The sequence below is a fragment of the Sphaerisporangium sp. NPDC005288 genome (assembly GCF_040607475.1).
Taxonomy (GTDB): domain Bacteria; phylum Actinomycetota; class Actinomycetes; order Streptosporangiales; family Streptosporangiaceae; genus Sphaerisporangium; species Sphaerisporangium rhizosphaerae.
The window spans coordinates 111,630-134,837 of sequence record NZ_JBEXGT010000008.1 but is presented as its reverse complement, the minus strand read 5'-3'; the positions used below and the strand labels follow the sequence as shown (position 1 = coordinate 134,837).

General features: G+C 73.2%; 18 protein-coding genes. 9 read left to right on the top strand and 9 right to left on the bottom strand.

The window, feature by feature from the left end:
* Positions 1–55 precede the first annotated feature (55 nt).
* Positions 56–1,774 carry a lysine--tRNA ligase gene (gene lysS, locus ABZU32_RS10650; RefSeq protein ID WP_354920222.1) on the bottom strand — a complete coding sequence of 573 codons (1,719 nt, stop codon included), beginning with the start codon at positions 1,772–1,774 and terminating at the stop codon, positions 56–58.
* 195 nt (positions 1,775–1,969) lie between these two features.
* Between lysS and ABZU32_RS10645 the strand changes: the two genes are divergently transcribed.
* Entirely contained in the window at positions 1,970–2,548 is a 579-nt protein-coding gene (locus ABZU32_RS10645) for a DUF6461 domain-containing protein (protein ID WP_354920006.1), read from the top strand.
* A 196-nt stretch (positions 2,549–2,744) separates the two neighbouring features.
* On the opposite strand, the gene ABZU32_RS10640 is transcribed toward ABZU32_RS10645, so the two are convergent.
* A complete protein-coding gene (locus ABZU32_RS10640) occupies positions 2,745–3,224 on the bottom strand; it encodes a hypothetical protein (RefSeq protein ID WP_354920003.1) in 480 nt (159 codons plus the stop codon).
* A gap of 290 nt (positions 3,225–3,514) precedes the next feature.
* On the opposite strand from ABZU32_RS10640, the gene ABZU32_RS10635 reads away from it, so the two are divergent.
* Positions 3,515–3,967: a Fur family transcriptional regulator gene (locus ABZU32_RS10635; protein WP_354920000.1), complete on the top strand. Its 453-nt coding sequence runs from the start codon at positions 3,515–3,517 to the stop codon at positions 3,965–3,967.
* Positions 3,968–3,971: 4 nt separating this feature from the next.
* On the opposite strand, the gene asnB is transcribed toward ABZU32_RS10635, so the two are convergent.
* Complete coding sequence (gene asnB / locus ABZU32_RS10630) at positions 3,972–5,828, bottom strand: asparagine synthase (glutamine-hydrolyzing) (protein ID WP_354920219.1); 1,857 nt, start codon at positions 5,826–5,828, stop codon at positions 3,972–3,974.
* Positions 5,829–6,085: 257 nt separating this feature from the next.
* On the bottom strand, positions 6,086–6,721 hold the full coding sequence (locus ABZU32_RS10625) for a uridine kinase (protein WP_354919998.1): 636 nt from the start codon (positions 6,719–6,721) through the stop codon (positions 6,086–6,088).
* Positions 6,722–7,149: 428 nt separating this feature from the next.
* On the opposite strand from ABZU32_RS10625, the gene ABZU32_RS10620 reads away from it, so the two are divergent.
* Both ABZU32_RS10620 and ABZU32_RS10615 read left to right on the top strand, forming a co-directional pair.
* Positions 7,150–8,283, top strand: a complete 1,134-nt coding sequence (locus tag ABZU32_RS10620; RefSeq protein WP_354919995.1) for a lytic polysaccharide monooxygenase — start codon at positions 7,150–7,152, stop codon at positions 8,281–8,283.
* Between the two features lie 233 nt (positions 8,284–8,516).
* Positions 8,517–10,814 carry a sialidase family protein gene (locus ABZU32_RS10615; RefSeq protein WP_354919992.1) on the top strand — a complete coding sequence of 766 codons (2,298 nt, stop codon included), beginning with the start codon at positions 8,517–8,519 and terminating at the stop codon, positions 10,812–10,814.
* Positions 10,815–10,932: 118 nt separating this feature from the next.
* Here the strand turns inward: ABZU32_RS10615 and ABZU32_RS10610 are convergent, their stop codons facing one another.
* Positions 10,933–11,523: a hypothetical protein gene (locus tag ABZU32_RS10610; RefSeq protein WP_354919989.1), complete on the bottom strand. Its 591-nt coding sequence runs from the start codon at positions 11,521–11,523 to the stop codon at positions 10,933–10,935.
* A 122-nt stretch (positions 11,524–11,645) separates the two neighbouring features.
* Here ABZU32_RS10610 and ABZU32_RS10605 point away from each other — a divergent pair, with 122 nt between their 5' ends.
* Positions 11,646–12,218 carry a TetR/AcrR family transcriptional regulator gene (locus tag ABZU32_RS10605; RefSeq protein WP_354919986.1) on the top strand — a complete coding sequence of 191 codons (573 nt, stop codon included), beginning with the start codon at positions 11,646–11,648 and terminating at the stop codon, positions 12,216–12,218.
* A 156-nt stretch (positions 12,219–12,374) separates the two neighbouring features.
* Here ABZU32_RS10605 and ABZU32_RS10600 read toward each other — a convergent pair whose 3' ends face one another.
* On the bottom strand, positions 12,375–13,601 hold the full coding sequence (locus ABZU32_RS10600; RefSeq protein WP_354919983.1) for an esterase-like activity of phytase family protein: 1,227 nt from the start codon (positions 13,599–13,601) through the stop codon (positions 12,375–12,377).
* Positions 13,602–13,839: 238 nt separating this feature from the next.
* Here ABZU32_RS10600 and ABZU32_RS10595 point away from each other — a divergent pair, with 238 nt between their 5' ends.
* From ABZU32_RS10595 to ABZU32_RS10580, 4 genes are all read left to right on the top strand, one after another.
* Positions 13,840–14,247 carry a hypothetical protein gene (locus tag ABZU32_RS10595; RefSeq protein ID WP_354919981.1) on the top strand — a complete coding sequence of 136 codons (408 nt, stop codon included), beginning with the start codon at positions 13,840–13,842 and terminating at the stop codon, positions 14,245–14,247.
* Positions 14,248–14,328: 81 nt separating this feature from the next.
* Entirely contained in the window at positions 14,329–14,913 is a 585-nt protein-coding gene (locus tag ABZU32_RS10590) for a carbonic anhydrase (RefSeq protein WP_354841168.1), read from the top strand.
* A 154-nt stretch (positions 14,914–15,067) separates the two neighbouring features.
* The gene (locus ABZU32_RS10585) at positions 15,068–15,472 is read left to right on the top strand and encodes a metalloregulator ArsR/SmtB family transcription factor (protein WP_354919978.1); all 405 of its coding nucleotides are present in this window, start codon (positions 15,068–15,070) and stop codon (positions 15,470–15,472) included.
* Complete coding sequence (locus ABZU32_RS10580) at positions 15,465–16,445, top strand: cation diffusion facilitator family transporter (protein WP_354919975.1); 981 nt, start codon at positions 15,465–15,467, stop codon at positions 16,443–16,445. The genes ABZU32_RS10585 and ABZU32_RS10580 overlap by 8 nt, the downstream gene beginning before the upstream one ends.
* A 116-nt stretch (positions 16,446–16,561) precedes the next feature.
* On the opposite strand, the gene ABZU32_RS10575 is transcribed toward ABZU32_RS10580, so the two are convergent.
* From ABZU32_RS10575 to ABZU32_RS10565, 3 genes are all read right to left on the bottom strand, one after another.
* Entirely contained in the window at positions 16,562–17,137 is a 576-nt protein-coding gene (locus ABZU32_RS10575) for an amino acid transporter (RefSeq protein ID WP_354841159.1), read from the bottom strand.
* 117 nt (positions 17,138–17,254) lie between these two features.
* Positions 17,255–19,087 (bottom strand): glycoside hydrolase family 15 protein, encoded by a 1,833-nt coding sequence (locus ABZU32_RS10570; RefSeq protein ID WP_354919972.1) that lies wholly within the window; start codon positions 19,085–19,087, stop codon positions 17,255–17,257.
* A gap of 97 nt (positions 19,088–19,184) precedes the next feature.
* Positions 19,185–23,207, bottom strand: a complete 4,023-nt coding sequence (locus ABZU32_RS10565) for a cobaltochelatase subunit CobN (RefSeq protein ID WP_354919969.1) — start codon at positions 23,205–23,207, stop codon at positions 19,185–19,187.
* Between the last annotated feature and the right edge of the window lies 1 nt (position 23,208).

Sequence of the window (23,208 nt, the reverse complement as noted above, 5' to 3'; positions counted from 1 at the left end):
GTCAGGCGGCCGGACGCCGATCGTGGCGGCGGGGGCGGGGCAGGTGGGCCGGCGGTCAGCCTCCCAGCAGCTTGCGGACGCGGTCGGCGCCTACGGCGAGCAGTAGCGTCGGCAGGCGCGGACCGGTGTCCCGGCCGACCAGCAGGGTGTAGAGCAGGGCGAAGAACTCGCGCTGGGCGACCTTCAACTCGGGGGTCGGCTTGGCGTCCGGCGCCAGCCCTGCCTGAACCTTCGGCACGCCGTACACCAGCGTGGTGAGCCCGTCGAGCGACCACTGCTCGGCAAGGCCGTCGAGCATCAGCCGCAGCGACTCGCGGTCGCGCTCGCTCAGCGAGGCCAGCAGTGCGGTGTCCGGCTCGTCGCGGACGCGGGTGCGCTGCTCGGCCGGGACCTGCGTGGCGACCCACCGCGCCGCGCGGTCGAGCCGCGGCCGGGCCTCCTCCAGCGAGGTGATCGGGTGGCCGGGGTCGAGATCGCGCAGGATGCGCAGCGTCTGCTCGTCGTGCCCGGTGGTGATGTCGACGATCGAGGCCAGCGTGCGGTAGGGCAGCGGGCGCGGGGTCTCGGGCAGCGCGCCGGAGGCGGTGCCGACCGCCCGGGTGTAGGCGGCGACGTCGGCGGGCAGCGCCGTGCCGTCGTCGATCTTGCGCTCGAGGGCGTCCCACTCGTCGTAGAGCCGCTGGATCTCCTGGTCGAAGGCGACCTTGAACGACTGGTTCGGCTTGCGCCGCGCGTACAGCCAGCGCAGCAGCGGCGCCTCCATGATCTCCAGGGCGTCCGACGGGGTGGGCACGGCGCCCTTGGAGCTGCTCATCTTGGCCATGCCGCTGATGCCGACGAAGGCGTACATCGGCCCGATCGGGCGCTCGGCGCCGAAGACCTCCTTGACGATGGGGGCGCCCACCGTCCAGGACGAGCCGGGCGACTGGTGGTCGACGCCCGACGGCTCGAAGATCACCCCTTCGAAGGCCCAGCGCATCGGCCAGTCGACCTTCCAGACCAGCTTGCCCTGGTTGTGCTCCGACAGCAGCACCGTCTCGGTGTGGCCGCACGCGCAGGTGTAGGTCAGCTCGGTGGTGGCGTCGTCGTAGGCGGTGACCGTGGTGGTGTCGCGTTCGCAGACCGAGCAGTAGGGCTTGTAGGGGAAGTAGCCGCCCGCGGCCGAGCCGTCGTCCTCGGAGGCGGCGCCCGAGCCCTCGGCCGCGGCCTCCGCCGCCGCGGCGTCGGCCTCGTCCAGGGAGCCCTGCTGCTTGGGGGCCTTGGCGGTCTTGCCCTTGGTGCGGTGGCGGTCGAGGATCGCGTCGATGCGGGCGCGCTCGCGCATCGCCAGCAGGATCTGGTCGCGGTAGACGCCCGAGGTGTACTGCGCGGTCTGGCTGATGCCGCGGTACTCCACGCCGAGCTCGGCCAGCGCGGCGATCATCTGCGCCTTGAAGTGCTCGGCCCAGTTGGGGTGCTCGCTGCCGGGCGGCGCGGGCACCGAGGTCAGCGGCTTGCCGATGTGCTCCGACCAGGAGGAGTCGATGCCCGCGGGCACCTTGCGGAAGCGGTCGTAGTCGTCCCAGGAGATGATGTGGACGGCCTCGTGGCCGCGGCGGCGGATCTCGTCGGCGACCAGGTGGGGCGTCATGACCTCGCGCAGGTTGCCCAGGTGGATGGGGCCCGAAGGGCTGAGGCCCGACGCGCAGACGATCGCTTTGCCGGGCGCGCGACGCTCAGCCTCGGCGATGACCTCGTCCGCGAACCGTGAGACCCAGTCGGCCTCAGCGCTCATAGCCACGATCGGTACTTCCTTCCGTGAAAGCCTGACGCCTCCATTGTCCCGGACGCACGCGGCACCCCGTGCCAGTCACTCCGGGTCTGTGGAAAACCCGGGCCCAGTCCGTCCAAGTCTGTGGAGAACCCCGATTCTGTCGGTGCCCGCTGGCAAGATCATGTTCCTGGAACGGCACTGGAGAGGACCCCCCCGATGAGCGGTGCGACGGCGGCCGACTATGCCTGGTTCGACGAGGAGTACGAGGGGTGGGCCTTCTGCCTGACCCTGGTGAAGGACGTCGACCCCGAGGAGGCGTTACGCCGCATCGGCGTCACCCCTCTCCCGGGGAGTGCTTTTGAGGAGGTGTTCGACTTCCCGATCGCCGCCTGTCCTGCCATCGGCGGCACCGCCCTGCTGGAGAATAACGGCTTCGCCGGGACGCTGGCCGGGGTGGTCCGCCGCCTCTCCCCCGGCACGGTCATGGCCGCGGTGTTCCTCAACGTCAACGCCGACCAGCAGTTCGTCTTCGCCGCCGACGGCCGTCTGGTCACCGGCTTCGAGCCCGACGGCTCGGACGCGCGCTGGGGCGACGACCCCGACCGCCTGCTCCCCCAGATGCTCGACCTGGGCATGCCCACCAAGGATGAGGAGGCCGACGCCGCGCTCGACGATGACGACTACGACCCCACCCTCACCGTGATGGCCCTGGCCGAACGCGCCACCGGGGTGCGGGTCACCCGCGAGCACCTGCGCCACCCCGCGTTCGCCGGCTCGGCCGCGCACCTCTACTGAGCCCGCCCGAACCTCGGCCGCCCCTACCGAGCCCTGCCGTACGGCAGGCCGACCGGGTCGGCGCGGTCCAGGACGTAGAGGCCGGACTGCCTGCCGTACAAAACCGCCCGTACTGAGCCATACCGTATGGAGCCCATCCGTACAGCCTGCCGTACGGAACCGCCCGTATTGGGCCCTGCCGTACTGAGCCCCCCGCCTATGGCGTGTCCGCGATCTGGACCAGGGCGATGTCTGCGAACGCGGCCTCCAGGCACGCGCCGAGCGGATGGCCGGACACCGCGAGCAGATCGGTGACCAGCAGCGTGGCGTGCCGCGCGACGACCTCCCCGTCCAGCGGGAACGCCTCCGCCTGCGGCTGGTGGACGCCCAGGGCGCCGGCCACCAGCATCACCAGGACATCGGCGTCCACGGCGGGGAACCACCCCGCCGCCTCCCGCGCGCAGCGCCCGACCAGCGCCCGCACGTCGTCGGCGGTGAGCCCGCCCGGGTGCAGGTCTTCCAGCAACGTCCGCGTCACGGTGCCGAGCACCAGGGCGACGTGCTCGGAGTCCAGCGCGGCCAGCGCCGCGGCGGCGCGCTCGAAGGCCGGCAGGTCGCGGGCGCGGGCGGCCTCCACCGCCCCCTCGGCCGCCTCGGCGACGGCACGCGCGGGCTTGGGCAGGTGACGCCAGGACACGCTCGTCGGCTCCTTCGTCGGGGCCCGGCGTCCGGCCACGGCCCCCTGTGTCGGGGCCTGCCGGCCGCACGGGCGGGCAATCAGCGGGCCAGGCAATTATGCGCGCCCAACGCGGGCGCCGCGCATGAGGCGGGGCGGCGGACGCGAGTGGCGCACCAGCCGTGCACCGCATGGGCGGGCGGCGGACGCGGGTGGCGCATGAGGCGGGCGGCGGGCGTGCCGGTTGCTAGTCTTCGTGGTGACGGGAAGGCGGCCGTGCGCGGGGGACGCCGAGACGGGGAGGGTCCAGCATGACGTCGCGATCGGCCGAGCCGTCCTCGCATCTCGACCGGCCCCCGTCCCGGGGCACGCGCGTCCGGGGCACCCGGCAGGCCGAGGCGCTGATGGCCGTGCTCGGCACGCTGTCGGGCTTCCACAGCGCCCAGGAGATCCACGCCGAGCTGCGCCGCCGCGGGGAACGCGTCGGCCTGACCACGGTCTACCGCCACCTGCAGGTGCTCAGCCAGGACGAGGCGGTCGACGCCATCCGCGACGAGAGCGGCGAGACGCTGTACCGCCGCTGCGCCACCGGCGGGCACCACCACCACGTCACCTGCCGTGCGTGCGGGCGCAGCGTCGAGGTGGAGGGCAGGGACGTCGAGCGGTGGGCCGAGCGCGTCGCGGCCGAGGCCGGGTTCGTCGACGTCGACCACACCGTCGAGATCTTCGGCGTGTGCCCGCCCTGCGCCTCCGCGAAGAGCTGACGGCCTACAGGACGACCCGCACCCGGTAGCGGTCCAGCCAGGCGTTGAACTGGAGCAGGCCCTCCAGCGCGGCGCGCACGTCGTGACGGCTGACCGCCTCCTGCGGCTGGTCGATCATCTCCCGCACCTTGGGGACGTCGATCATGGACGCGGCCGGGAACTCGGCGCTGTCGAGCAGCCGGGCGGTCTCGTCCCTGAGCGCCTTCTCGTAGGCGGGGTCCTGCGTGGAGGGGTAGGGGCTCTTCCTGCGGGCCAGCACCGACTCGGGGAGCACGTCGGCGGCGGCGGCGCGCAGCAGGCTCTTCTCCCGCCCGTCGAAGGTCTTCATCGACCAGGGCGCGTTGAACACGTACTCCACCAGGCGGTGGTCGCAGAACGGCACCCGCACCTCCAGTCCCACGGCCATGCTCATGCGGTCCTTGCGGTCGAGGAGCATCTGCACGAACCGGGTGAGGTGCAGATAGCTCACCTCGCGCATGCGGGCCTCCATGCCGGTCTCGCCCGGCAGGCGCGGCACCTCGTCCAGGGCCTGCCGGTAGCGCTCGTCGCGGTAGCCGGGGACGTCCAGCAGGCGCAGCAGATCGGGGGCCAGCACCTGGTCCAGGGCGACCAGGCGGGTGCCGGCGGCCAGCCAGGGGAAGGTGCCGGCGTTGACGGCGGCGGGGTCGTGGAACCACCGGTACCCGCCGAAGACCTCGTCGGCCGACTCCCCCGACAGCGCGACCGTCGAGTGCGCCCGCACGGCACGGAACAGCAGGTACAGCGAGGTGTCCATGTCGCCGACCCCGGTCGGCAGGTCGCGCGCCCGCAGCACCGAGGCGCGGACCGCGGGGTCCATCAGGTCGGCCGAGTCCAGCACGATGTCGTTGTGCTCGACGCCCAGGTGCTCCAGGTGCCGGACGAGGTCATGGACGAAGGGGGCGTCGGGGGTGTCGCGCATCGCGTCGGGACTGAAGTGCTCGGTGTAGCCGGTGAAGTCGACGGCGAACGACCGCAGCTTGCCCTCACCGTGCCGTCGCAGGGCCTCCCCGGCCAGGGCGGTGACCGCGCTGGAGTCCAGGCCGCCGGACAGCAGGGTGCACAGCGGCACGTCCGAGATCAGCTGGCGCTGGATGATGTCGTCCAGCAGGTCGCGGACGGTGCGGATGGTGGTGGGCAGGTCGTCGGGGTGCTCGTGGGACGAAAGCCCCCAGTACCGCCGCTTGGTGATCCCCTCCCTGCCGACCTTGACGATGCCGCCGGGGCGCACCTCGTGCATGCCCCGGAAGATGCCGCACTCGGGGGTCTTGACGAACACCAGCAGCTCACGAAGGCCGTCGGCGTCCACCGCGCGGTCCGACAGCACGGGGTTGGCGAGGATCGCCTTGGGTTCGGAGCCGAACAGCACGCCCGTCGGCGTCGGGTAGTAGTAGAGCGGCTTGATGCCGAGGCGGTCGCGCACGAGGACGAGCTCTTCGCGGCGGGCGTCCCAGATGCCGAAGGCGTACATGCCGTTCAGGCGTTCGGCGAGGTCCTCGCCCCATTCGAGGTAGGCGCGCAGCACCACCTCGGTGTCGCTGCGCGTGCGGAACCGGTGGCCGCGGGCGGCGAGCTCGGCGCGCAGCTCCTGGAAGTTGTAGACCTCCCCGCTGTAGGTGAGGACGGCGAGCACCTCGCCATCCTCGTCCGCGACCATGGGCTGGCGGCCTCCCACGAGGTCGATGATCGCCAGCCGCCGATGCCCCAGGGCCCCGTGCTCGGAGATCCACATCCCCTCGTCGTCGGGCCCGCGGCAGGCCATCGTCTCGGTCATGTCCCTGAGCGTGTCGCGTGACTCCCGCAGGTCACCCTCGAAGTCCACCCATCCGCAGATTCCACACATCTCGACGCCCCCACGTCTCACCGGAAGCAGAATCGGGTAACACCGCCCGCCTGCCCCTAACAGAGAACGGCATTTCTCCCAGGTCAACGGCCGCTGGCCGGCACATATGCCCTCGTAAGGTGGGTGTGCCCCGCCCCCCTACCGCTGACGCGCTCCGTGGCGCGCGGACACGCTCCTCCGACGCACACCCCATGGCGTCCGCGGCCACAGGAGCGATGTCGCCTCTCGCGCGGTCCCGCCGACCCGATGGCCGGTGATCAGGCGCCGAGGGCGGCGATGATCGCCGGATGGCGGGGGTCGTCCACGCGGACCACGACATCGGCGGTCTCGCGCGGCGCGACCTCCTCCGCGTACCGGGCGTAGGCGGGCAGGGTCCACCGCCATTCCTCGGCGGTGCGGCGGGCGAGCGCGCCGGGCGACAGCCACAGGTGCACGGTGAACTCGAACGGCAGCCAGCGGCCGAGCAGCAGGGCGCCGTCCATGAGCACCACCGCGCCCGGCGGCAGGGTCATGTACGGGGCGCGCGTGGCGCGGTCGGTGGCGGCGTCCCACAGGCTGGGCAACACCTTCCCCGGCCCGCCCGGGTCCAGGGGGGCGAGCACCTCGCGCGACAGCGCCCCGTAGTCCAGCCAGCCGTCGTAGTAGGCATCGGGGTCGGTGCGGCCGTACTCGTAGCGGAGTGAGGCCGGACGCAGGAAGCCGCCGGCCGGGACCCGCAGGACCTCGCGTCCGCGCAGGCGCAGCGGGCCGGCCAGCGCGTCGGCCAGCTCACCCGGCCGCGCCGCCGGGGCGCCGTCCAGGGCCACGCGCACCCAGGAGGACCTGGGGGCGCCGGCGATGCGGTCGGCGAGCTCCTCCACCAGAGCCGAGGGTGAGATGGGGCGTACGTCCATCCCCTCATCCTCGCCGACGCCGGGCCGCGACCTGACCCCGCGACGGCCGGGCCGGTCCGCGGCCGGCGCGCGGAAGTAGGCGAAAGTTTCATCGTGTTTCATCGGGCCGCCCGCCGCCCGCCCACGCGGTCATGGCCGCCACCTGCGACAGGACAGGTGATCACCAGGTAGGGGTCCGGCCGATACTTTCGGGCGTTTCCCAGCGCGGCGCCCGCGACCTACAGTTCTTGACGCGTAAGCGCTTTCGCATGCTGGTCGGCAGTCGACGGCTGTTCGCCCCACGGCGACGACCGGTTACTTCACCAGGTCCTTGGTGACTCCTTGACGTGCATAGCGTCCGTGCCTGCTCGAGCGTGCCGGACGCGCTGCCGCGATGGACGTCCCGGCTGCGCCGAGGACCTACGTCGTAACCCCTCGAAAGGTGTTTCATGAGAAAGCGACGTAAGATCTCGATCGCCGGCGCCGCCGCCGCGATCGCGACCCTCATGTTGGTCGCATTGCTGCCCGGGTCGGCATCGGCCCACGGCGCGATGATGATCCCCGGCAGCCGCACCTACCTCTGCTGGAAGGACAGCGTCGGCACCACCGGCGCCGTCACCCCGCACAACCCCGCCTGCGCCGCCGCGATAGCCCAGAGCGGCACCAACTCGATCTACAACTGGTTCGCCGTGCTGCGCTCGGACGGCGGCGGCCGCACCTCCGGCTTCATCCCGGACGGCAAGCTGTGCAGCGGCGGCGCCGTCGTGTACAACTTCAGCGGCTTCGACCTGGCCCGCAACGACTGGCCGGTGACCCACCTGACCTCCGGGGCGAACATCCAGTTCCGGTACAACAAGTGGGCCGCGCACCCCGGGTCGTTCCGCACCTACATCACCAAGGACAGCTGGAGCCCCACCCGCGCGCTTGCCTGGAGCGACCTGGAGAGCACCCCGTTCTACACCGCCCAGGACCCGCCGAGCGTCGGCAGCCCGGGTAACGCCGACTCCTACTACTACTGGAACGCGACGCTCCCGTCCGGCAAGAGCGGCCGGCACATCATCTACTCGGTGTGGCAGCGGTCCGACAGCCAGGAGACCTTCTACAACTGCTCCGACGTCGTCTTCGACGGCGGCAACGGCCAGGTGACCGGCGTCGGCGAGGGTGGCGGCGGCGACCCGACCCCGACCCCGACTCCCACCCCGACCGGCAACCAGACGCCGACGCCGACCCCCACGCCGAAGCCCACCCCGACCCCGACCCCGACGCCGACGCCGAGCAGCGGCCCCGGCGGCTGCGCCGCGAGCTTCCACACCACCAGCACCTGGAACGGCGGCTACCAGGCCGAGGTGACCGTGCGCAACTCCGGCTCCAGCGCGATCAACAGCTGGACGGTCAACTGGGCGCTGCAGAGCGGCACGACCATCAACAGCCTGTGGAGCGGCACCTACACCGTGAGCGGGTCGAACATCACGGTGAAGAACGCCAACTACAACGGCAGCCTCGGAGCCAACGCCTCCACGACCTTCGGATACGTGGCGCAAGGCTCGCCGGGCAGCCCGACGCTGACCTGCACCAGCACCTGACCGGACACCTCGGCGGCGATCGAGGGTAACGGCGACTGCCCTGGGCGGCGGCGCGCACCGGCCGGAGGCCGGCGGCGCGGCGCCGCCCATTCGCCGTACAGGCTCCCCTGTCCGGGCGGCGAGGCGTACGCGGGTCACCGGGCGCCGGGCCGCCGCGGCGCCCGGGATGAACACCGGGTGAAGGGACGGAGGATCGGCTGCGCGCGCGGGCCCCGCTCGTGTTCGCTTCGACCATGAGCCCCACCCCGGACCGCGTCCGCACCTGGCCGCAGGCCGACGTCGTCGGAGCCGCCGTCGGCACCCCCGTGACCGTCTACCGCACGGTCGAGCTGGACGCGCGGGGAGAGCTGGCGCACGAGGGCAACCGCGTGCCGGACATCGCCGCGCTCGACGCGCGCCGGCTGGTGGTGGGCTGGCGTGCCGGGGCGCGCGACGACCGCGACCCCGCGCCGACCGACCAGGGGTCGATCATGTGCGCCACCTCCGCCGACGCAGGCGCCACCTGGACGACCCGCACGCTGGCCGCGGCGACCGCGACGCACCGCTACCACTACGTGATCTTCCTGAACGACGGCGGCACGCTTTACGCCTTGCTCGGCCGGATCACCGTCTCCGCCGACCGCGACGGCGCGGGCGAGGTGGACGGCTTCCCGGTGGCGATGGCGGCCAGGCGCAGCACCGACGCCGGGCGCACCTGGACCGACTTCCCGGTCACCGTGAACGTCCCGGCCAACAGCAGGGGCGTGGTCGTCGCGGGCAAGCCGCTGAAGCACGAAGGGGTCTGGCTGCTCCCCTACTGGCAGGCCTCCGGCGGCACCACCAAGGCGGGGGTGCTCCGCTCGTCCGACCTGTCCACCTGGACGCCCGGAGCCCTGGCCGCCAACCCGCCCGGCGTGTCGATCGAGGAACCGCAGCTCGCCGTCTCGCAGGACAACCCCGGCACGCTGGTGCTGGTGGCCCGCACCCTCGACCTCACCGGGGGCGCCTCCGCCGCCGCCCGCGACGCCTACTACCGCACCCACGCCGCCCACGCCGCGACGGCGGCCAGCACCGACGGCGGCCTGACCTGGTCGGCCATGCGACTGGACCCGGCGCTGCCGAACTACTACGTCAAGGGTCTGTTCACCAAGGACTCCGGCGGGCGGTATCTGACGATCTACAACACCCTCGCCGGGCCGTTCACCGGCTCGGGCGCGAGCAAGCCCGACCAGTACCGCGAGGTCCTGTGCTACAAGGTCAAGCGGCCGGGCGCCCCGTGGGGTCCGGGCCGGCTGTTCGCCGACGGCGCGCGGCTGACCGAGGGCGCGGCCCGCGGCTGGGACGTGTACGCGAGCGCCGACGAGTACGCCCCCGGCCGGTTCTTCGTGGTCTGGGAGCACAACCAGATCGCCATCAAGGTCGCCGAACTGGACCTCTCCCGGTCGTTCACCGGGGTCGGCGGCGGATGGGGCGATCTGTCGGCGTGGACGGTGACGGCCGGCGACGGCACGGTGGAGGTCGACGCCTCGGGCCGGCTGCGCCTCACCGACGCCACCCCGGGGAGCCCGCCCGGCTTCTCCGGGGTCACCCAGCGCAACGGCCCGTCCGGCGGGTTCGTCGTCACCCTCGGGGCCAGGGTGGCCGCCCACTCCCGGCTGGATCCGGGCACCGGGGCGGGCGCCGGCCTGGCGCTGAAGGTCGCCACCGGCACCATGCGGCTCATGCTGGCGCTCCAGCCGGACGGCGTGTACTCCTTCGTCCAGGGCAGAGGCGGGTGGACCCGGGTGCACCCCGCGCCCGGCGACACGGCGACCGCCCATGTGTGGCGGGTGGCCGTCGGTGCGCACGGCGCCGCGACGCTCATGCTCGACGGCGCCGAGACCGGGGCCTCGTGGGTCGTCGCCGCCTCCGGCGAGGCGCCGCAGGTGGCGCTGTGGTGTTCGGGAACGGTCGCCGCCCCCGCCGAGGCCGTGGTGGACCTGCTGGAGGTGGTCGACGACGTCGCCGGCAGCACCTGGGACGCCTTCGGCGACTGGACGCTCGACGGGGCGGGCGGCACGGCCCTGCTGTCCGGAGGGGACCTGCTGCTCCGCAGCGCCTCCCGCCGGGCCTCCAGCGCCTCGCTCGGCCTGGAGGTGACGCGCGGCTGCGACTTCACCCTGGAGTTCCGCGGGCGGGTGGAGGACGACAGCGCCCTGAACCCGGCCACCGGCGACGGCGTCAGCCTGGGCGCCAAGGTCGCCAACGGGCAGCGCCGGCTGATGCTGGCCGTCCAGAAGAGCGGGGTGTGGACGATGCGCAAGGGGTCGGCGGTGTGGGAGAAGGTCTACTCCTCGGCCACCGCGGCGGCCCCCTCCACGTGGCGGGTGACGGTGGACAGCGCGGGGGTGGCGCGGCTGTGGCGCGACGGCGCCGACACCGGGGCGACCTGGGTCGTGCAGGACAGCCGGGATAGCCCGCAGGTGGCGCACTGGGTGACCGGCACGGCGGGCGGCAACGCCGCGGCGGCCCGCGTCGAGTGGACCCGCGTCACCGCCACTCCGCCCGCCTGAGCGCCTCGGCCGCGTCGTACGGGGAACACCGCTCCGGCCTGAGCGTCCCGGCCGCGCCGTTCGGGGAAGACCGCTCCGGCATGAGCGTCCCGGCCGCGCCGTTCGGGGTACACCGCGGTCAGCGACCGGCGGTCTCGGCGGTGGCCGGGACGCGGGTGCTCTTCGCGGTGCGCCGCAGACGCAGGGCGGAGATGAGGAAGAAGACGCCGCCGACGGTCGCGTACCCGGCGAGGTTGGTCAGCGATGCGGCCGGCGTGCCGGCCTGGAGGACGAACGCCGTCCCGGCGACCGCGGAGAGCCCCCCGCTGAAGATCATCGCCCATTGGCCGCCGAGCCGGCGGCGGCTGACGGCCACGATGAGCTGCACGATTCCGGCGGTGATCGCCCAGGCGCCCCAGACGCGCAGTGCCGCGGGCACGCCCGAGGCGGCCGTGGCGGCCAGGCCGACGGCGGCGAGCAGGCTGAGGGCCAGGTTGACGTACAGGGCCGCGGCGGGGCGCGCGGTCCGCGAGGAGCGCAGGTCGACGACGGCCGCGGCGACGTCGAACAGCGGGTAGATCACGAGCAGTGCCACGCGCACCGGGCCGGGAGTGGCCCCGGTCAGGAACAGCAGGACCGCCCAGATGACGGCGAACGCGAAGCGCACCAGGTACAGGTTCCGCAACGCCACGGCGGTGCGACCGGCGTTCAGATCAGCGACGGTGGTCATTGTCTGCCTCTTCTCGGCGGGGATGTAGGTAGAATGACTAGTAACTCTACCGAGGCTGACAGTAGCCCCGCGAGGAAGTCGGGCGCAAGGGGTGAACAGGAGGGACGCGTATGATCTCGAGCATGAGCAGCCCCATGCGTGAGCGCGTCCTTGAGGCGGCGACCGAGCTGTTCTACGCGCAGGGGCTGCGTGCGGTGAGCGTCGACAAGGTCATCGACCTCGCCGGCACGACGAAGGTGACGTTCTACCGCCACTTCAAGAGCAAGGACGACCTCGTCCTCGCCTACCTCGAACGCCGCGCCGCACTCGAGCGGGACGGCATCGGCGCGGCGATCAAACAGGGCGACGGCGATGTCGACGCCACCCTGCGGGTGATCTCCGAGGCGGTCGGGGTCATCGCCTGCGCACCCGGCTTCCGCGGCTGCCCTTTCATCAACGCCGCGGCCGAGTACCCCGATCCCGACAGCCGGGTCCGCAAGGCCGTCGACGCGCATCGCCAGTGGAACAAGACGACCTTCGAGCAGCTCATCGCCCCGCTCGGCATCGGCAATTCCGGCGAGGTCGCCGACGACCTGATGCTGATCCGCGACGGCGCCATGGTCGCCGGATACCTCGACCGGCCGGCGACCGTCGCCGCCTCGTTCCTGCGCGGCAGCCGGGCCGTCATCGGCGCCGGCCACCTGACCCCGAGATGAGGCCGCCGCCTTCGACCGTGCCGGTGGCCTGACGAAGCCGCCGCGCCCCGGCGACCGTCCGGTCGCCGGGGCACGGCGTGCCACGTGCCCGTGTCGGCGCGCGACGGGGTGGCGGAGTCCGGCGATGCCGGCCGGGTGGTACCGGCCGGCGCCGGATCAGTAGCGGCGGTAGGCGCGCGGGTCGGCGTCCAGAGGACGCGACAACCGCACGGTGATGAACTCGTCGTTGTCCGGCTTGCCCGGGGTGCGGCCCGCGGAGAAGGGGAAGTTGTTGTCGTTCAGCAGGGCGATCGTCGAGTCGTCAAGGATCACGACGTCCTCGATCGTCTGGAACGGGAACCTGAACGTCGGGCCGAAACCGCCCAGGCCCTTGGGGTTGGCCAGGTCGAGCAGGTCGGCCACCTGCGTCTTGTCCACGGCGCCGTCCTTGTCGCGGTCGCGCGTGTCGGCCAGGTAGACGCGCTTGAGCTTGGCCGCGTCGCCCTGCTCGTTGTCGCGCTCGATGATCAGGAACCGGTCGCGGTCCACCGAGACCATGTCACCGATGGAGTTGCCCGGCGCCTCGAGCTTGTAGGTCCAGCGGCGGCCGGTGTAGGCGCGGTCGCGCAGGTCGAACTCGTTGATGCGCAGGGTGCCCGCGGGGTCGCCGGCGACGGTGCCCTCCAGCATCGGGTACAGATGGCGGCCGTCGAGCCCGCTCGCCATGCCCTCGAAGCCCTTGCTGCTGCCCAGGTTCGGCGTGCCGCCGTTGAGGTAGGGGTTCTCGGGCGCCTGGACGCCGGGCAGCGCGACCGGCTTGTCCAGCAGCGCGCCGGTGGCCGAGAAGTGCAGCAGCCACGGGCCGAACTCGTCGCCGATCCAGTAGGTGCCGTCGGGCCGGCGGACGATCGACTCGACGTCGAAGTCGGCGCCGGTGAGCCTGCGGTCGGCGCGGGTCAGCGGGAAGGGCACGCGCTTGAACGGGTCGCTCAGGTCCACCCCGCCCACGGCCGTGACCACGCCGGAGCGCAGGTCGGGCTTGACGCGCTGGATGCGCAGCAGGAAGTCGCCGCTGTTGGCCTTGTTGCCGTAGCCGTTGTCGGACAGCACGTCATAGCTGCCGTCGCGGCGGCGGACGACGCCGCTGAAGCCCTGCACGGGCTGGCCCGGGAACGGCGGGGTGACGCCGTTGATCGGATCCGTGCCGAGCTGGGCGCCCGACGGCTCGCTGCCCGGCACGTAGGTCTGCGCGGGAAGGGAGGCCCATCCGGTGAGCGTCGCCCGGCCGTACCCGCCGTCGTAGGACTGGTGGCCGCCGTGGCCGTCATGCCCGTCGGCGAGGGCGGGGGCGGAAAGGCTCAGCGCCACCGCGACGGCGCCCAACCCGATCATGGTTTTTCTCATGGCCGTCACGTTAGGGATGCCCGATTAATCGGGGCACAACACCGGATGACCCGCGGGTGCCCAGGCCGTGAGCGGGGCGGCGCCGGGGCGCGAACCCCGGCGGTGGAGGCGCCGCGCGTCATAGATCTCCCATCTCCATGGCGTGACCAGCACCTTTGCCAAACTCCCCATGTACTGGACAGCACACCTCGACTACTATCGGTAATCGACTGCATGCTACAGGTAGTGGGGCGATGCGTTGACGGAGCGACGATCGGCGGTGCGGGCGGCCGTTCACCTCTTCCTTGCCACGGCCGCCGTCATCCTGCTCGTCACCGGCGTGGGCTCCCACGAGAGCCCGCCCGCCCTGCCCGCGATCACCGGGACCCCGATCGTGGCCCCGGCCGCGGAGACGCGGGCCGAGGCCGCTCCCATGCCGGGCCCCGAGGACGCCGACCACGACGGGTGTCCCAGACCGTGGGAGAACCCCTGCGCCGCCGGCTGGGTCAAGCCTCCCCTCCCGCCGTCCCGTCACGGCGGGCATCCCTCGCAGCGGCCGAAGGCCGTCACCGAGACGGCGTTTCGGGCGGGCGCTCCCGCAGCGGGAGCCTCCGCCCTGCGATGGACGCGGCCCTCGGGGCCGCGGCTGCCCGTCTTCCGTTGCTGATCGCCGGTCGCCGGTACCGGGCCGCGCACCGCGCGCCCGGCCGACGCTCCATGCCCTCATCAGCACGAAGGAGTCACACCCATGCAATCGTTGATCGACCATGCCCGCACGTTCCACCAGAAGGTCAGCGGCGGCCGAGAACAGGCGGCCGGCCCAGGCGACGGGGTCTCGCCGCAGGCCATGTTCGTCACCTGCTCCGACGCGCAGGTCATCCCGTCCCTGATCACCGGCGCCCGCCCGGGCGAGCTGTTCGAGCTGCGCACGGCGGGCAACGTCATCCCGCCCTACCGTCTGGGCCGGCTCACGGCCGAGGCCGCCACCATCGAGTACGCCGTGAACATCCTCGGCGTCCAGGACGTCATCGTGTGCGGGCACACCCGCTGCGGCGCCGTCCAGGGCCGGGTGCGTTCCTGGACGCTGCGGTCGGCGCCGACCACGCGGTGGTGGCTGCTGCAGACCCACCGCTGGCGGGACGCCCCCGTGCTCGCCGACGAGGACGCCGCGCGGGCCCACCTGATCGCCCAGCTCGACAAGCTGCGCCGCTACCCCCGGGTGGCCCGGCGGGTGGCCGCCGGGCGTCTGCGCCTGCACGGCTGGTTCTACGAGGTCCAGACCGGCGTGGTGTCGAACTACCGGCCCGACACCGGCGCCTTCACCCCCCTTTGAGCCCCCGCGCCACCAGGCGCCCCGTGACCGGTTCCGGCCGGGCACGTCCATGACGGGCCGGTGGGCGGGAGTCCGTCCGATCGCGGCCTCCGCCGCCCACCGGCCAGGTCCCGGGTGTCGACAGCGACCGGTCCAGCCTCCTACACTTCAATATATGAAGGATCGTTCAAGTGTCGCCGTGATCGACCCCCACGGCTGCTCGGTGCCGATGGTCGACGCCGAACGGGTCTCCGCGGTGCGCCGATCCCTGCCCTCCGAGGAGACCGTCGAAGACCTGGCCCAGGTGTTCGGCCTGCTCGCCGACCCGGGGCGGCTTCGCATGGTGGCGGCGCTGCTGGAGGGGGGCGAGATGTGCGTGTGCGACCTGGCCGCCGCCACCGGCCAGAGCATGTCCGGGGCCTCGCACGCCCTGCGGTTGCTGCGGATGCGGCGGGTGGTCAAGGTGCGCAGGTCGGGGCGCATGGCCTACTACCAGCTCGCCGACTCCCACGTGCGCATGCTGTTCGACCTGGCGATCGCCCACGCCGGGCACACCGAAGGAGGGCTGGGCGATGGGTGAGCGCGCCGGGCACGGCCATGGTCACGGTCACGGCCACGGCGCGGTCGCCGCCGAGGCCGACCGCCGCTACCTCACCGGGGCGCTCGCGCTGATCGTCGGGTTCATGGCCGTCGAGGTGGTCATCGGCTTCCTCGCCCGCTCGCTGGCCCTGGTGTCGGACGCCGGGCACATGCTGACCGACGCCATCGCCATCGTGTTCGCCCTGGTGGCCATGCGCATCGCCCAGCGTCCCCCGCAGGGCGGGTTCACCTACGGGCTCAAGCGCGCCGAGATCATCTCAGCCCAGATCAACGGCATCACGCTGCTGCTGCTGAGCGCCTACTTCATCTACGAGGGCGTCGGCCGGCTCATCGCGCCGCCGGTCGTGCAGGGGGCTTTCGTCGTCGCCACCGGCGTGGCCGGCATCGCCGTCAACCTCGCCGCGACGTGGCTGCTCAGCAAGGCGAACCGGACGAGCCTGAACGTCGAGGGCGCCTTCCAGCACATCCTCAGCGACCTCTACGCGTTCGTCGCCACCACGATCGCCGGACTGGTGATCTGGCTGACCGGCTGGAACCGCGCCGACGCGCTCGCCGCGCTCGTGGTGGCCGGCCTGATGCTCAAGGCCGGCTGGGGGCTGGTCCGCGACTCCGGCAGGGTCTTCATGGAGGCGGCCCCCGCCGGGATGAACCCGGCGGAGATCGGCAGGAAGACCGCCGCGCTGGAGCACGTCGTGGAGGTGCACGACCTGCACATCTGGGAGGTCACCTCCGGGTACGCGGCGCTGTCGGCGCACATCCTGGTGGCCCCGGGCGCCGACTGTCACGCCGTGCGGGTGGCCGCCGAGCGCCTGGTCCGCGACGAGTACGACATCGGCCACACCACCCTTCAGGTCGACCACGCGACGCCCGAGCTGCTGACCATCGGCCAAGCCGAGGCGCACTGCGCCGACCCGCACGGCCCCGCCCACCGCAACGACCCCTCCGGCTCCTGACCTGGACGCCCTCGACCGGCCGGTCGGCCGCCCGCCCTCCGCCGGTCAGCCGCCCTGCCCTCCGTCCGCTCGGCCGCCCGGTCCGCCCTCCGCTCGGCCGCCCCGCCGTCCCGCGGTCAGCCGCCGTTCCGGGGCTCTCCGTCGAGCAGGCGGTCAGGCCACGGGTGGTCGCCGTACACCAGGCCGATGGTGCGGGCCAGCCAGCGCCGCTCGTCGCCGCCCAGCTTCGGCAGGACCTCCTCGAAGTCCTGCTCGTCCTTGGCGCGGGGGCGTTTGGCCTTGTAGAACAGCTGGATCTCCGGGCGCAGGTAGGGGACGCCCCGCGGCGACACCAGCCCCAGCCGCTCCACGGGGCGGCGCACCCGGGAGTCGCGCCGCGACACCCACTCGGGGCCGTCGGACTCGTCCAGCATGACCTGGATGCGCCACGGCGCGTCGGCCCCGGGACGGCACCAGATGTCGTGCACCGTCGAGGGAAGGATCTCCTCCCGCTTCCAGGGGCGCAGCACTCCCGGAGGGTCGGCGCACCACCACTCCCAGGTGGGCAGGATCCGCTGGGCGGCGAGCTGGTCGTCGCGGAGCAGCAGGACGTCGATGTCCCCGTGCTCGCGGAAGCCGTATCCCACGGCGAGTTCTATGGCGTAGCCTCCGGCGATCCACCAGCGGCCGTCCGCGGCGGAGAAGAGGTTCACGACTTCAGACAACGGCGCGGGGTCCCATGTGCCCCACGGCGTCTCCCGGCGCATCATGCCCGTCATCTTCGCGTGCGCGGAGCGTCACCGTGGGAGTCTTCGCGAACTCAGGGGCCCCTATCGGCAGGCAGGCTCGAAGCGGCCGCCGTGCTCGGTCTGGGACAGCGCCCAAGCGGCGTTGATCAGTCCGATGTGACTGAAGGCCTGAGGAAAGTTGCCGAGGAACTCCCCGGTGCGCGGGCAGACCTCTTCGGCCATCAGCCCGACATCGTTGATGTAGGTCCCCGCCCGCTCGAAGACGGCCCGCGCCTCCTCGTGCCGTCCGGCCAGCGCCTGGGCCTGCGCCAGCCAGAACGTGCACAGCAGGAACGCCCCCTCGTCCCCCGGCAGCCCGTCGTCCATCAGATAGCGGTAGACCAGCCCGTGCTCGTCGACCAGCCGCTCGGCGACGGCGTCGATGGTGGCGAGCATCCGCGGATGGTCCGCCGGCACCAGCCCGATGATCGGCAGCATCAGCACCGAGGCGTCCAGGTCGGCGGAGCCGAACGCCTGGGTGTAGGCGCCGGCCTTCCGGCTCCACCCCTCGCGCAGGATGGTGTCCCTGATCTCCTCGGCCGCCGCCCGCCACTCGCCGACGCGGTGCCGGGCCCCGAGGCGCCCGGCCAGCCTGATGGCGCGGTCGACCGCGACCCAGCACATCGCCTTGGAATGCAGGTAGTGCCGGCGCTCGCCCCGGATCTCCCAGATGCCGTGGTCGGGCTCGCGCCACTGCGCGATCGCCGCGTCGGCGAGCGCGGTCAGGAACGCGCGCACCGGCTGGTCGAAGTCCCCGAGCTGACTGGAAACGCAATGGACGGCGTCCAGCAGTTCCCCGTAGACGTCGACCTGCTGCTGCCGCCACGCGTCGTTGCCCACCCGGACCGGCCGGCTGCCGCGCCATCCGCTCAGATGCGGGAGCTCCCGCTCGGACAGGTCGTGCTCGCAGCCGACGCCGAAGACGATCTGCAACGCCCGCGCCGGCTCGTAGGTCGCGGCGGCGGTCGTCATGCAGGCGAGGAACTGGTCGGCCTCGTCCGGGCAGGCCGCGACCCACAGCGCGTTCATCGTGAAGCTCGCGTCCCGCACCCACGAGTAGCGGTAGTCCCAGTTGCGCTCCCCGCCGGGCGCCTCCGGCAGCGAGGTGGTCGGCGCCGCCACCACCGCGCCGGTGGGCTGGTAGGACAGCGCGTACAGCACCCTGCCGGAGTGCGCGACCAGCTCACGGTACGGCCCCTCGTAGGCCTGGTGGGCCCGCGACCACTCCCGCCAGCGGGCAACGGTGGTCTCCATGCCCGCGGCGATGCGCTGGTCGTCCCACAGGTCGGGCGGCGGCTCCGACGCCATGCTCCAGTGCAGGGCGAAGCGCAGCGTCGTGCCCTCCTCCAGCGTCGCCGCGCCGGCGGCCTCCTCGGCCATGACCGAGTACGGGATCGGCGTGGACAGCGCGACCTGGTCGGGCCCGCCCCGGGCGCGCACACCGCCGGGCACGGCCGTCAGCAGCGGCATGACCAGCCCGTACTCCGGCCTCGGCACGCAGCGGGCCTCCAGCTCGACCGACCCCCGCGTGCACGTGGCGCACCGGGCCAGCACGTGCGGGGCGTCGGCGCCGAGCCGGTGGACGTCGGGGTCCTCGCCGACCAGGAGCGCGTCGGTGAGCACCAGGACGCCGGTGGCGGTCTCGAACGTCGTCTCCAGCACCATGGTCTGCGGCAGGTAACGGCGCGTCACCGCGTACGGGCCGGCCGGGCGGATCGACCACGACCCCGCCCGTTCGTCGAGCATCGCCGCGAACAGCGACGGGCTGTCGAACCGGGGCAGGCACAGCCAGTCCACCGATCCGCCCGTGCCGACCAGCGCGGCCGAGTGCCGGTCCGACAGCAGCGCGTATCCGGCGATGGGTGTCCTCGTCATGGTCGCCTCACACCGCCCCTCCCCGGTGGCCTCGCTTCTGGCCCTCCCCGGTGGCCTCGCTCCTAGGCCCATACCCGCATCGGGGCGAGGCGAGCGATCAGCCGTCCTCCGCGCCGGCCTCGATGTCGCCTTCCACCTTCAGGTAGATCTCCTGCAGGGCGTTCAGCACCGCGGGGTCGGGGCGGGCCCACATGCCGCGGCTCGCGGCCTCCAGCAGGCGTTCGGCCATGCCGTGCAGCGCCCACGGGTTGGACTCGGCGAGGAAACGCCGGTTCTCCGGGTCCAGCACGTACGTCGCGGCCAGCGTGTCGTACATCCAGTCGGCCACCACGCCGGTCGTCGCGTCGTAGCCGAACAGGTAGTCCACGGTCGCGGCCAGCTCGAACGCGCCCTTGTAGCCGTGGCGCCGCATGGCCTCCACCCAGCGCGGATTCACCACCCGGGCGCGGAAGACGCGCGCCGTCTCCTCCGCCAGGCTGCGGGTGCGCACCGCGTCAGGCCGCGTGCTGTCGCCGATGTAGGCCGCGGGGGCGCGGCCGGTCAGGGCCCGCACGGTGGCGACCATGCCGCCGTGGTACTGGAAGTAGTCGTCGGAGTCGGCGATGTCGTGCTCGCGGGTGTCGACGTTCTTGGCCGCCACGGCGATGCGCCGGTAGGCGGCCTCCATGTCGGCCCGGGCGGGCGTGCCGTCCAGGTCCCTGCCGTAGGCGAAGCCGCCCCACACCGCGTACACCTCCGCGAGGTCGGCGTCGTCGCGCCAGTCGCGGCTGTCGATCAGCGGCAGCAGCCCCGCCCCGTAGGCGCCCGGCCGCGAGCCGAACACGCGCATGGTGGCCCGCCGCTCGTCCCCGTGCGCGGCGAGGTCGGCCTGGGCGTGCGCCCGGACGTAGTTCACCTCCTCGGGCTCCTCCAGCGCGGCGACCAGTCGCACCGCGTCGTCCAGCATGACCACGACGTGCGGGAAGGCGTCGCGGAAGAAGCCGCTGATGCGGACGGTGACGTCCACGCGGGGCCGTCCCAGCTCGTCGGGCGCGATCGGCGCGAGGCCGGTGACCCTGCGGGACGCCTCGTCCCACACCGGGCGGACGCCCAGCAGGGCGAGCACCTCGGCCACGTCGTCCCCGGCCGTCCGCATGGCGCTGGTGCCCCAGATCGACAGGCCCACCGAGCGCGGCCAGTCGCCGGTGTCGGCCCGGTAGCGGGCGAGCAGCGAGGCGGCCATCGCCTGGCCGGTCTCCCAGGCCAGGCGGCTCGGCACCGCCTTGGGGTCCACCGAGTAGAAGTTCCGGCCGGTCGGCAGCACGTTGACCAGCCCGCGCAGCGGCGAGCCGCTCGGCCCGGCCGGGACGTACCCGCCGTCCAAGGCGTGCAGGACGGCGCCGATCTCGTCCCCCGTCCTGTCCAGCCGCGGCACGATCTCCGTGGCCGCGAACCCCAGGATCGACGCCACCATCGGCGGCACCGCCACCTGCCTGGCCTCCGCTCCTCCAGCCTCCGGTCGTCCGGCCTCCGGCCCTCTGACCGCGTCCTTCCCGGTCTCCGCCCCCTCGGCCTCCGGCTTCCCGGTCTCCGCCCCCTCGGCCATCGCCGCCTCGGCCTCCGGCTTCCCCGCCTCCGGTCGTCCGGCGTCCTCCGGCAGCGCCGGCGGTTCGGCGCGGGAGTCCTGCGGGACGTCGGCCGCCCCGTCCGCCGTGCCGGCGGTCGTCGCGGGCGCCGGGCGGGCGGCGAAGACGGCGGCGCAGACCTCCGGGACGGCGGCCGGGTCCCAGTCGCGGGCCTCCATGCCCTCGACGAGCGCGGCGGCGATCTCCTCGGCCTCGTCGGTGTCCGTGCGCCCGGCGGTGCCGTCCTCGGCCAGGCCAAGCGCCTCGCGCAGGCCCGGCAGCGCCTGGTCGCCCGCCCACATCTGCCGGGCGCGCAGCATCGCCAGCACCAGGTCCACCCGGGCCCGTCCCCTGGGTGCCTGGCCCAGCACGTGCAGGCCGTCGCGGATCTGCACGTCCTTGACCTCGCACAGCCAGCCGTCCACGTGCAGCAGGAAGTCGTCGAACTCGGCGTCGTGCGGCCGGTCGGCGACGCCGAGGTCGTGGTCCAGCCGGGCGGCCTGGATGAGCGTCCAGATCTGCGCGCGGATCGCGGGCAGCTTGGCCGGGTCCATGGCCGCGATCGACGCGTGCTCGTCCAGCAACTGCTCCAGCCGGGCCATGTCGCCGTAGGTGTCGGCCCGCGCCATCGGCGGCACCAGGTGGTCCACCAGGGTGGCGTGGGCGCGGCGCTTGGCCTGGGTGCCCTCCCCGGGGTCGTTCACCAGGAACGGGTAGATCAGCGGCAGGTCGCCGAGCGCGGCGTCCGGGCCGCAGGAGGCCGATATCCCGGCCGACTTGCCGGGCAGCCACTCCAGATTGCCGTGCTTGCCGACGTGCACGACGGCGTGCGCGCCGAAGCCCTCCTCGTCCCGCAGCCAGCGGTAGGCGGCCAGGTAGTGGTGGCTCGGCGGCAGGTCCGGGTCGTGGTAGATCGCGATCGGGTTCTCGCCGAACCCGCGCGGCGGCTGGACCATCACCACGACGTTGCCCGCGCGCAGCGCCGCCAGCACGATCTCCCCGCCTGGGTCGCGGGAGCGGTCGACGAACAGCTCGCCGGGCGGCGGGCCCCAGTGCCGCTCGACGCGGGCGCGCAGGTCCCCGGGGAGCGTCGCGTACCAGGCGCGGTAGCGGGCGGCGGAGATCCGCACCGGGTTGCCGGCGAGCTGCTCCTCGGTGAGCCAGTCCTGGTCCTGGCCGCCGGCGGCGATCAGCGCGTGGATCAGCGCGTCGCCGTCCAGGTCGGCCACGCCGGGAAGCCCGTCCTCGCCGTCGGGGCCGATGTCGTACCCGTCCGCGCGCAGAGCGGCCAGGAGGCGGACGACGCTGGCCGGGGTGTCCAGGCCGACCGCGTTGCCGACCCGGGCGTGCTTGGTCGGGTAGGCCGACAGCATCACGACGATCCGCCGCTCCTCGCGGGGCACGTGCCGCAGGACGGCGTGCCGCACGGCGATCCCGGCGACGCGGGCGGCGCGCTCGGGGTCGGCCACGTAGACCGTCAGCCCGTCCTGGTCGACCTCCTTGAAGGAGAACGGGACGGTGATGATCCGGCCGTCGAACTCGGGGATGGCCACCTGGGAGGCCGCGTCCATCGGGGAGAGGCCCTCGTCGCTCTCCTCCCACGCCCGCCGGCCGCTCGTCAGGCACAGGCCCTGCAGGATCGGCACGTCGAGCCCGGCCAGCGCGCCCACGTCCCACGCCTCGTCGTCCCCGCCGGCCGAGGCGGTCGCCGGGCGCGTCCCTCCGGCGGCGAGCACGGTGACGACCAGCGCGTCCACCTCGCCGAGCACCTGGAGCAGCTCCGGCTCCGCCGTGCGCAGCGAGGCGCAGTAGACGGGCAGCGGGCGGCCTCCGGCGTCCTCGATGGCGTCGCACAGCGCGTGCACGAACCCGGTGTTCCCCGCGACGTGGTGGGCGCGGTAGTACAACACCCCCACCACCGGCCGCGCGCCGGTCCGTCCGTCCACGATCGTGACCGGGGCGCTCTGGTCTCCGTTCGCGGCCGGGATACCGGCCGCCTCCCGCCTCCCCTCGACGGGAGGATCGGCGGTCACCTCCCCGCCCGTGCCTGCGTCCTGCCCCACCGGAGGTTCGGGCTCCGGGCGTTCCAGGACGCCCCAGGCGGGGGTGGCCTCGGGCGGGGCGAAGCCGTGGCCGGTGAGCAGCACGGTGTCGGACAGGAAGCGGTGCAGCTCGGCCAGGTTCGCCGGGCCGCCGTGCGCGAGGTAGGCGTGCGCCTCGGCGCACACTCCTCCGGGGACGGTGGACAGCTCCATCAGCTCGGCGTCGGGGGCCTGCTCGCCGCCGAGCACCACCACCGGGCGGGGGCCGGCGAGCAGGGCGTCCAGGCCCTCCTGCCAGACCCGCCGCCCGCCGAGCAGGCGGACGACGACCAGTTCCACGCCGTCCAGCAGCTCGGGGAGGCCGGCGGCGGTGAGCCGGGCGGGGTTGCCGAGCCGGTACGGCAGGCCGCACGCGCGGGCGCTGAGCAGGTCGGTGTCGGAGGTCGACAGCAGGAGCAGGGGGAGATGGCGCACG

Excerpts from the sequence above, each read along its gene's own strand:
- lysS (WP_354920222.1), bottom strand. The coding sequence starts at position 1,774 with ATGAGCGCTGAGGCCGACTGGGTCTCACGGTTCGCGGACGAGGTCATC.
- ABZU32_RS10645 (WP_354920006.1), top strand. The coding sequence starts at position 1,970 with ATGAGCGGTGCGACGGCGGCCGACTATGCCTGGTTCGACGAGGAGTAC.
- ABZU32_RS10635 (WP_354920000.1), top strand. The coding sequence starts at position 3,515 with ATGACGTCGCGATCGGCCGAGCCGTCCTCGCATCTCGACCGGCCCCCG.
- asnB (WP_354920219.1), bottom strand. The coding sequence starts at position 5,828 with ATGTGTGGAATCTGCGGATGGGTGGACTTCGAGGGTGACCTGCGGGAG.
- ABZU32_RS10625 (WP_354919998.1), bottom strand. The coding sequence starts at position 6,721 with ATGGACGTACGCCCCATCTCACCCTCGGCTCTGGTGGAGGAGCTCGCC.
- ABZU32_RS10620 (WP_354919995.1), top strand. The coding sequence starts at position 7,150 with ATGAGAAAGCGACGTAAGATCTCGATCGCCGGCGCCGCCGCCGCGATC.
- ABZU32_RS10615 (WP_354919992.1), top strand. The coding sequence starts at position 8,517 with ATGAGCCCCACCCCGGACCGCGTCCGCACCTGGCCGCAGGCCGACGTC.
- ABZU32_RS10610 (WP_354919989.1), bottom strand. The coding sequence starts at position 11,523 with ATGACCACCGTCGCTGATCTGAACGCCGGTCGCACCGCCGTGGCGTTG.
- ABZU32_RS10605 (WP_354919986.1), top strand. The coding sequence starts at position 11,646 with ATGAGCAGCCCCATGCGTGAGCGCGTCCTTGAGGCGGCGACCGAGCTG.
- ABZU32_RS10600 (WP_354919983.1), bottom strand. The coding sequence starts at position 13,601 with ATGAGAAAAACCATGATCGGGTTGGGCGCCGTCGCGGTGGCGCTGAGC.
- ABZU32_RS10590 (WP_354841168.1), top strand. The coding sequence starts at position 14,329 with ATGCAATCGTTGATCGACCATGCCCGCACGTTCCACCAGAAGGTCAGC.
- ABZU32_RS10585 (WP_354919978.1), top strand. The coding sequence starts at position 15,068 with ATGAAGGATCGTTCAAGTGTCGCCGTGATCGACCCCCACGGCTGCTCG.
- ABZU32_RS10580 (WP_354919975.1), top strand. The coding sequence starts at position 15,465 with ATGGGTGAGCGCGCCGGGCACGGCCATGGTCACGGTCACGGCCACGGC.
- ABZU32_RS10570 (WP_354919972.1), bottom strand. The coding sequence starts at position 19,087 with ATGACGAGGACACCCATCGCCGGATACGCGCTGCTGTCGGACCGGCAC.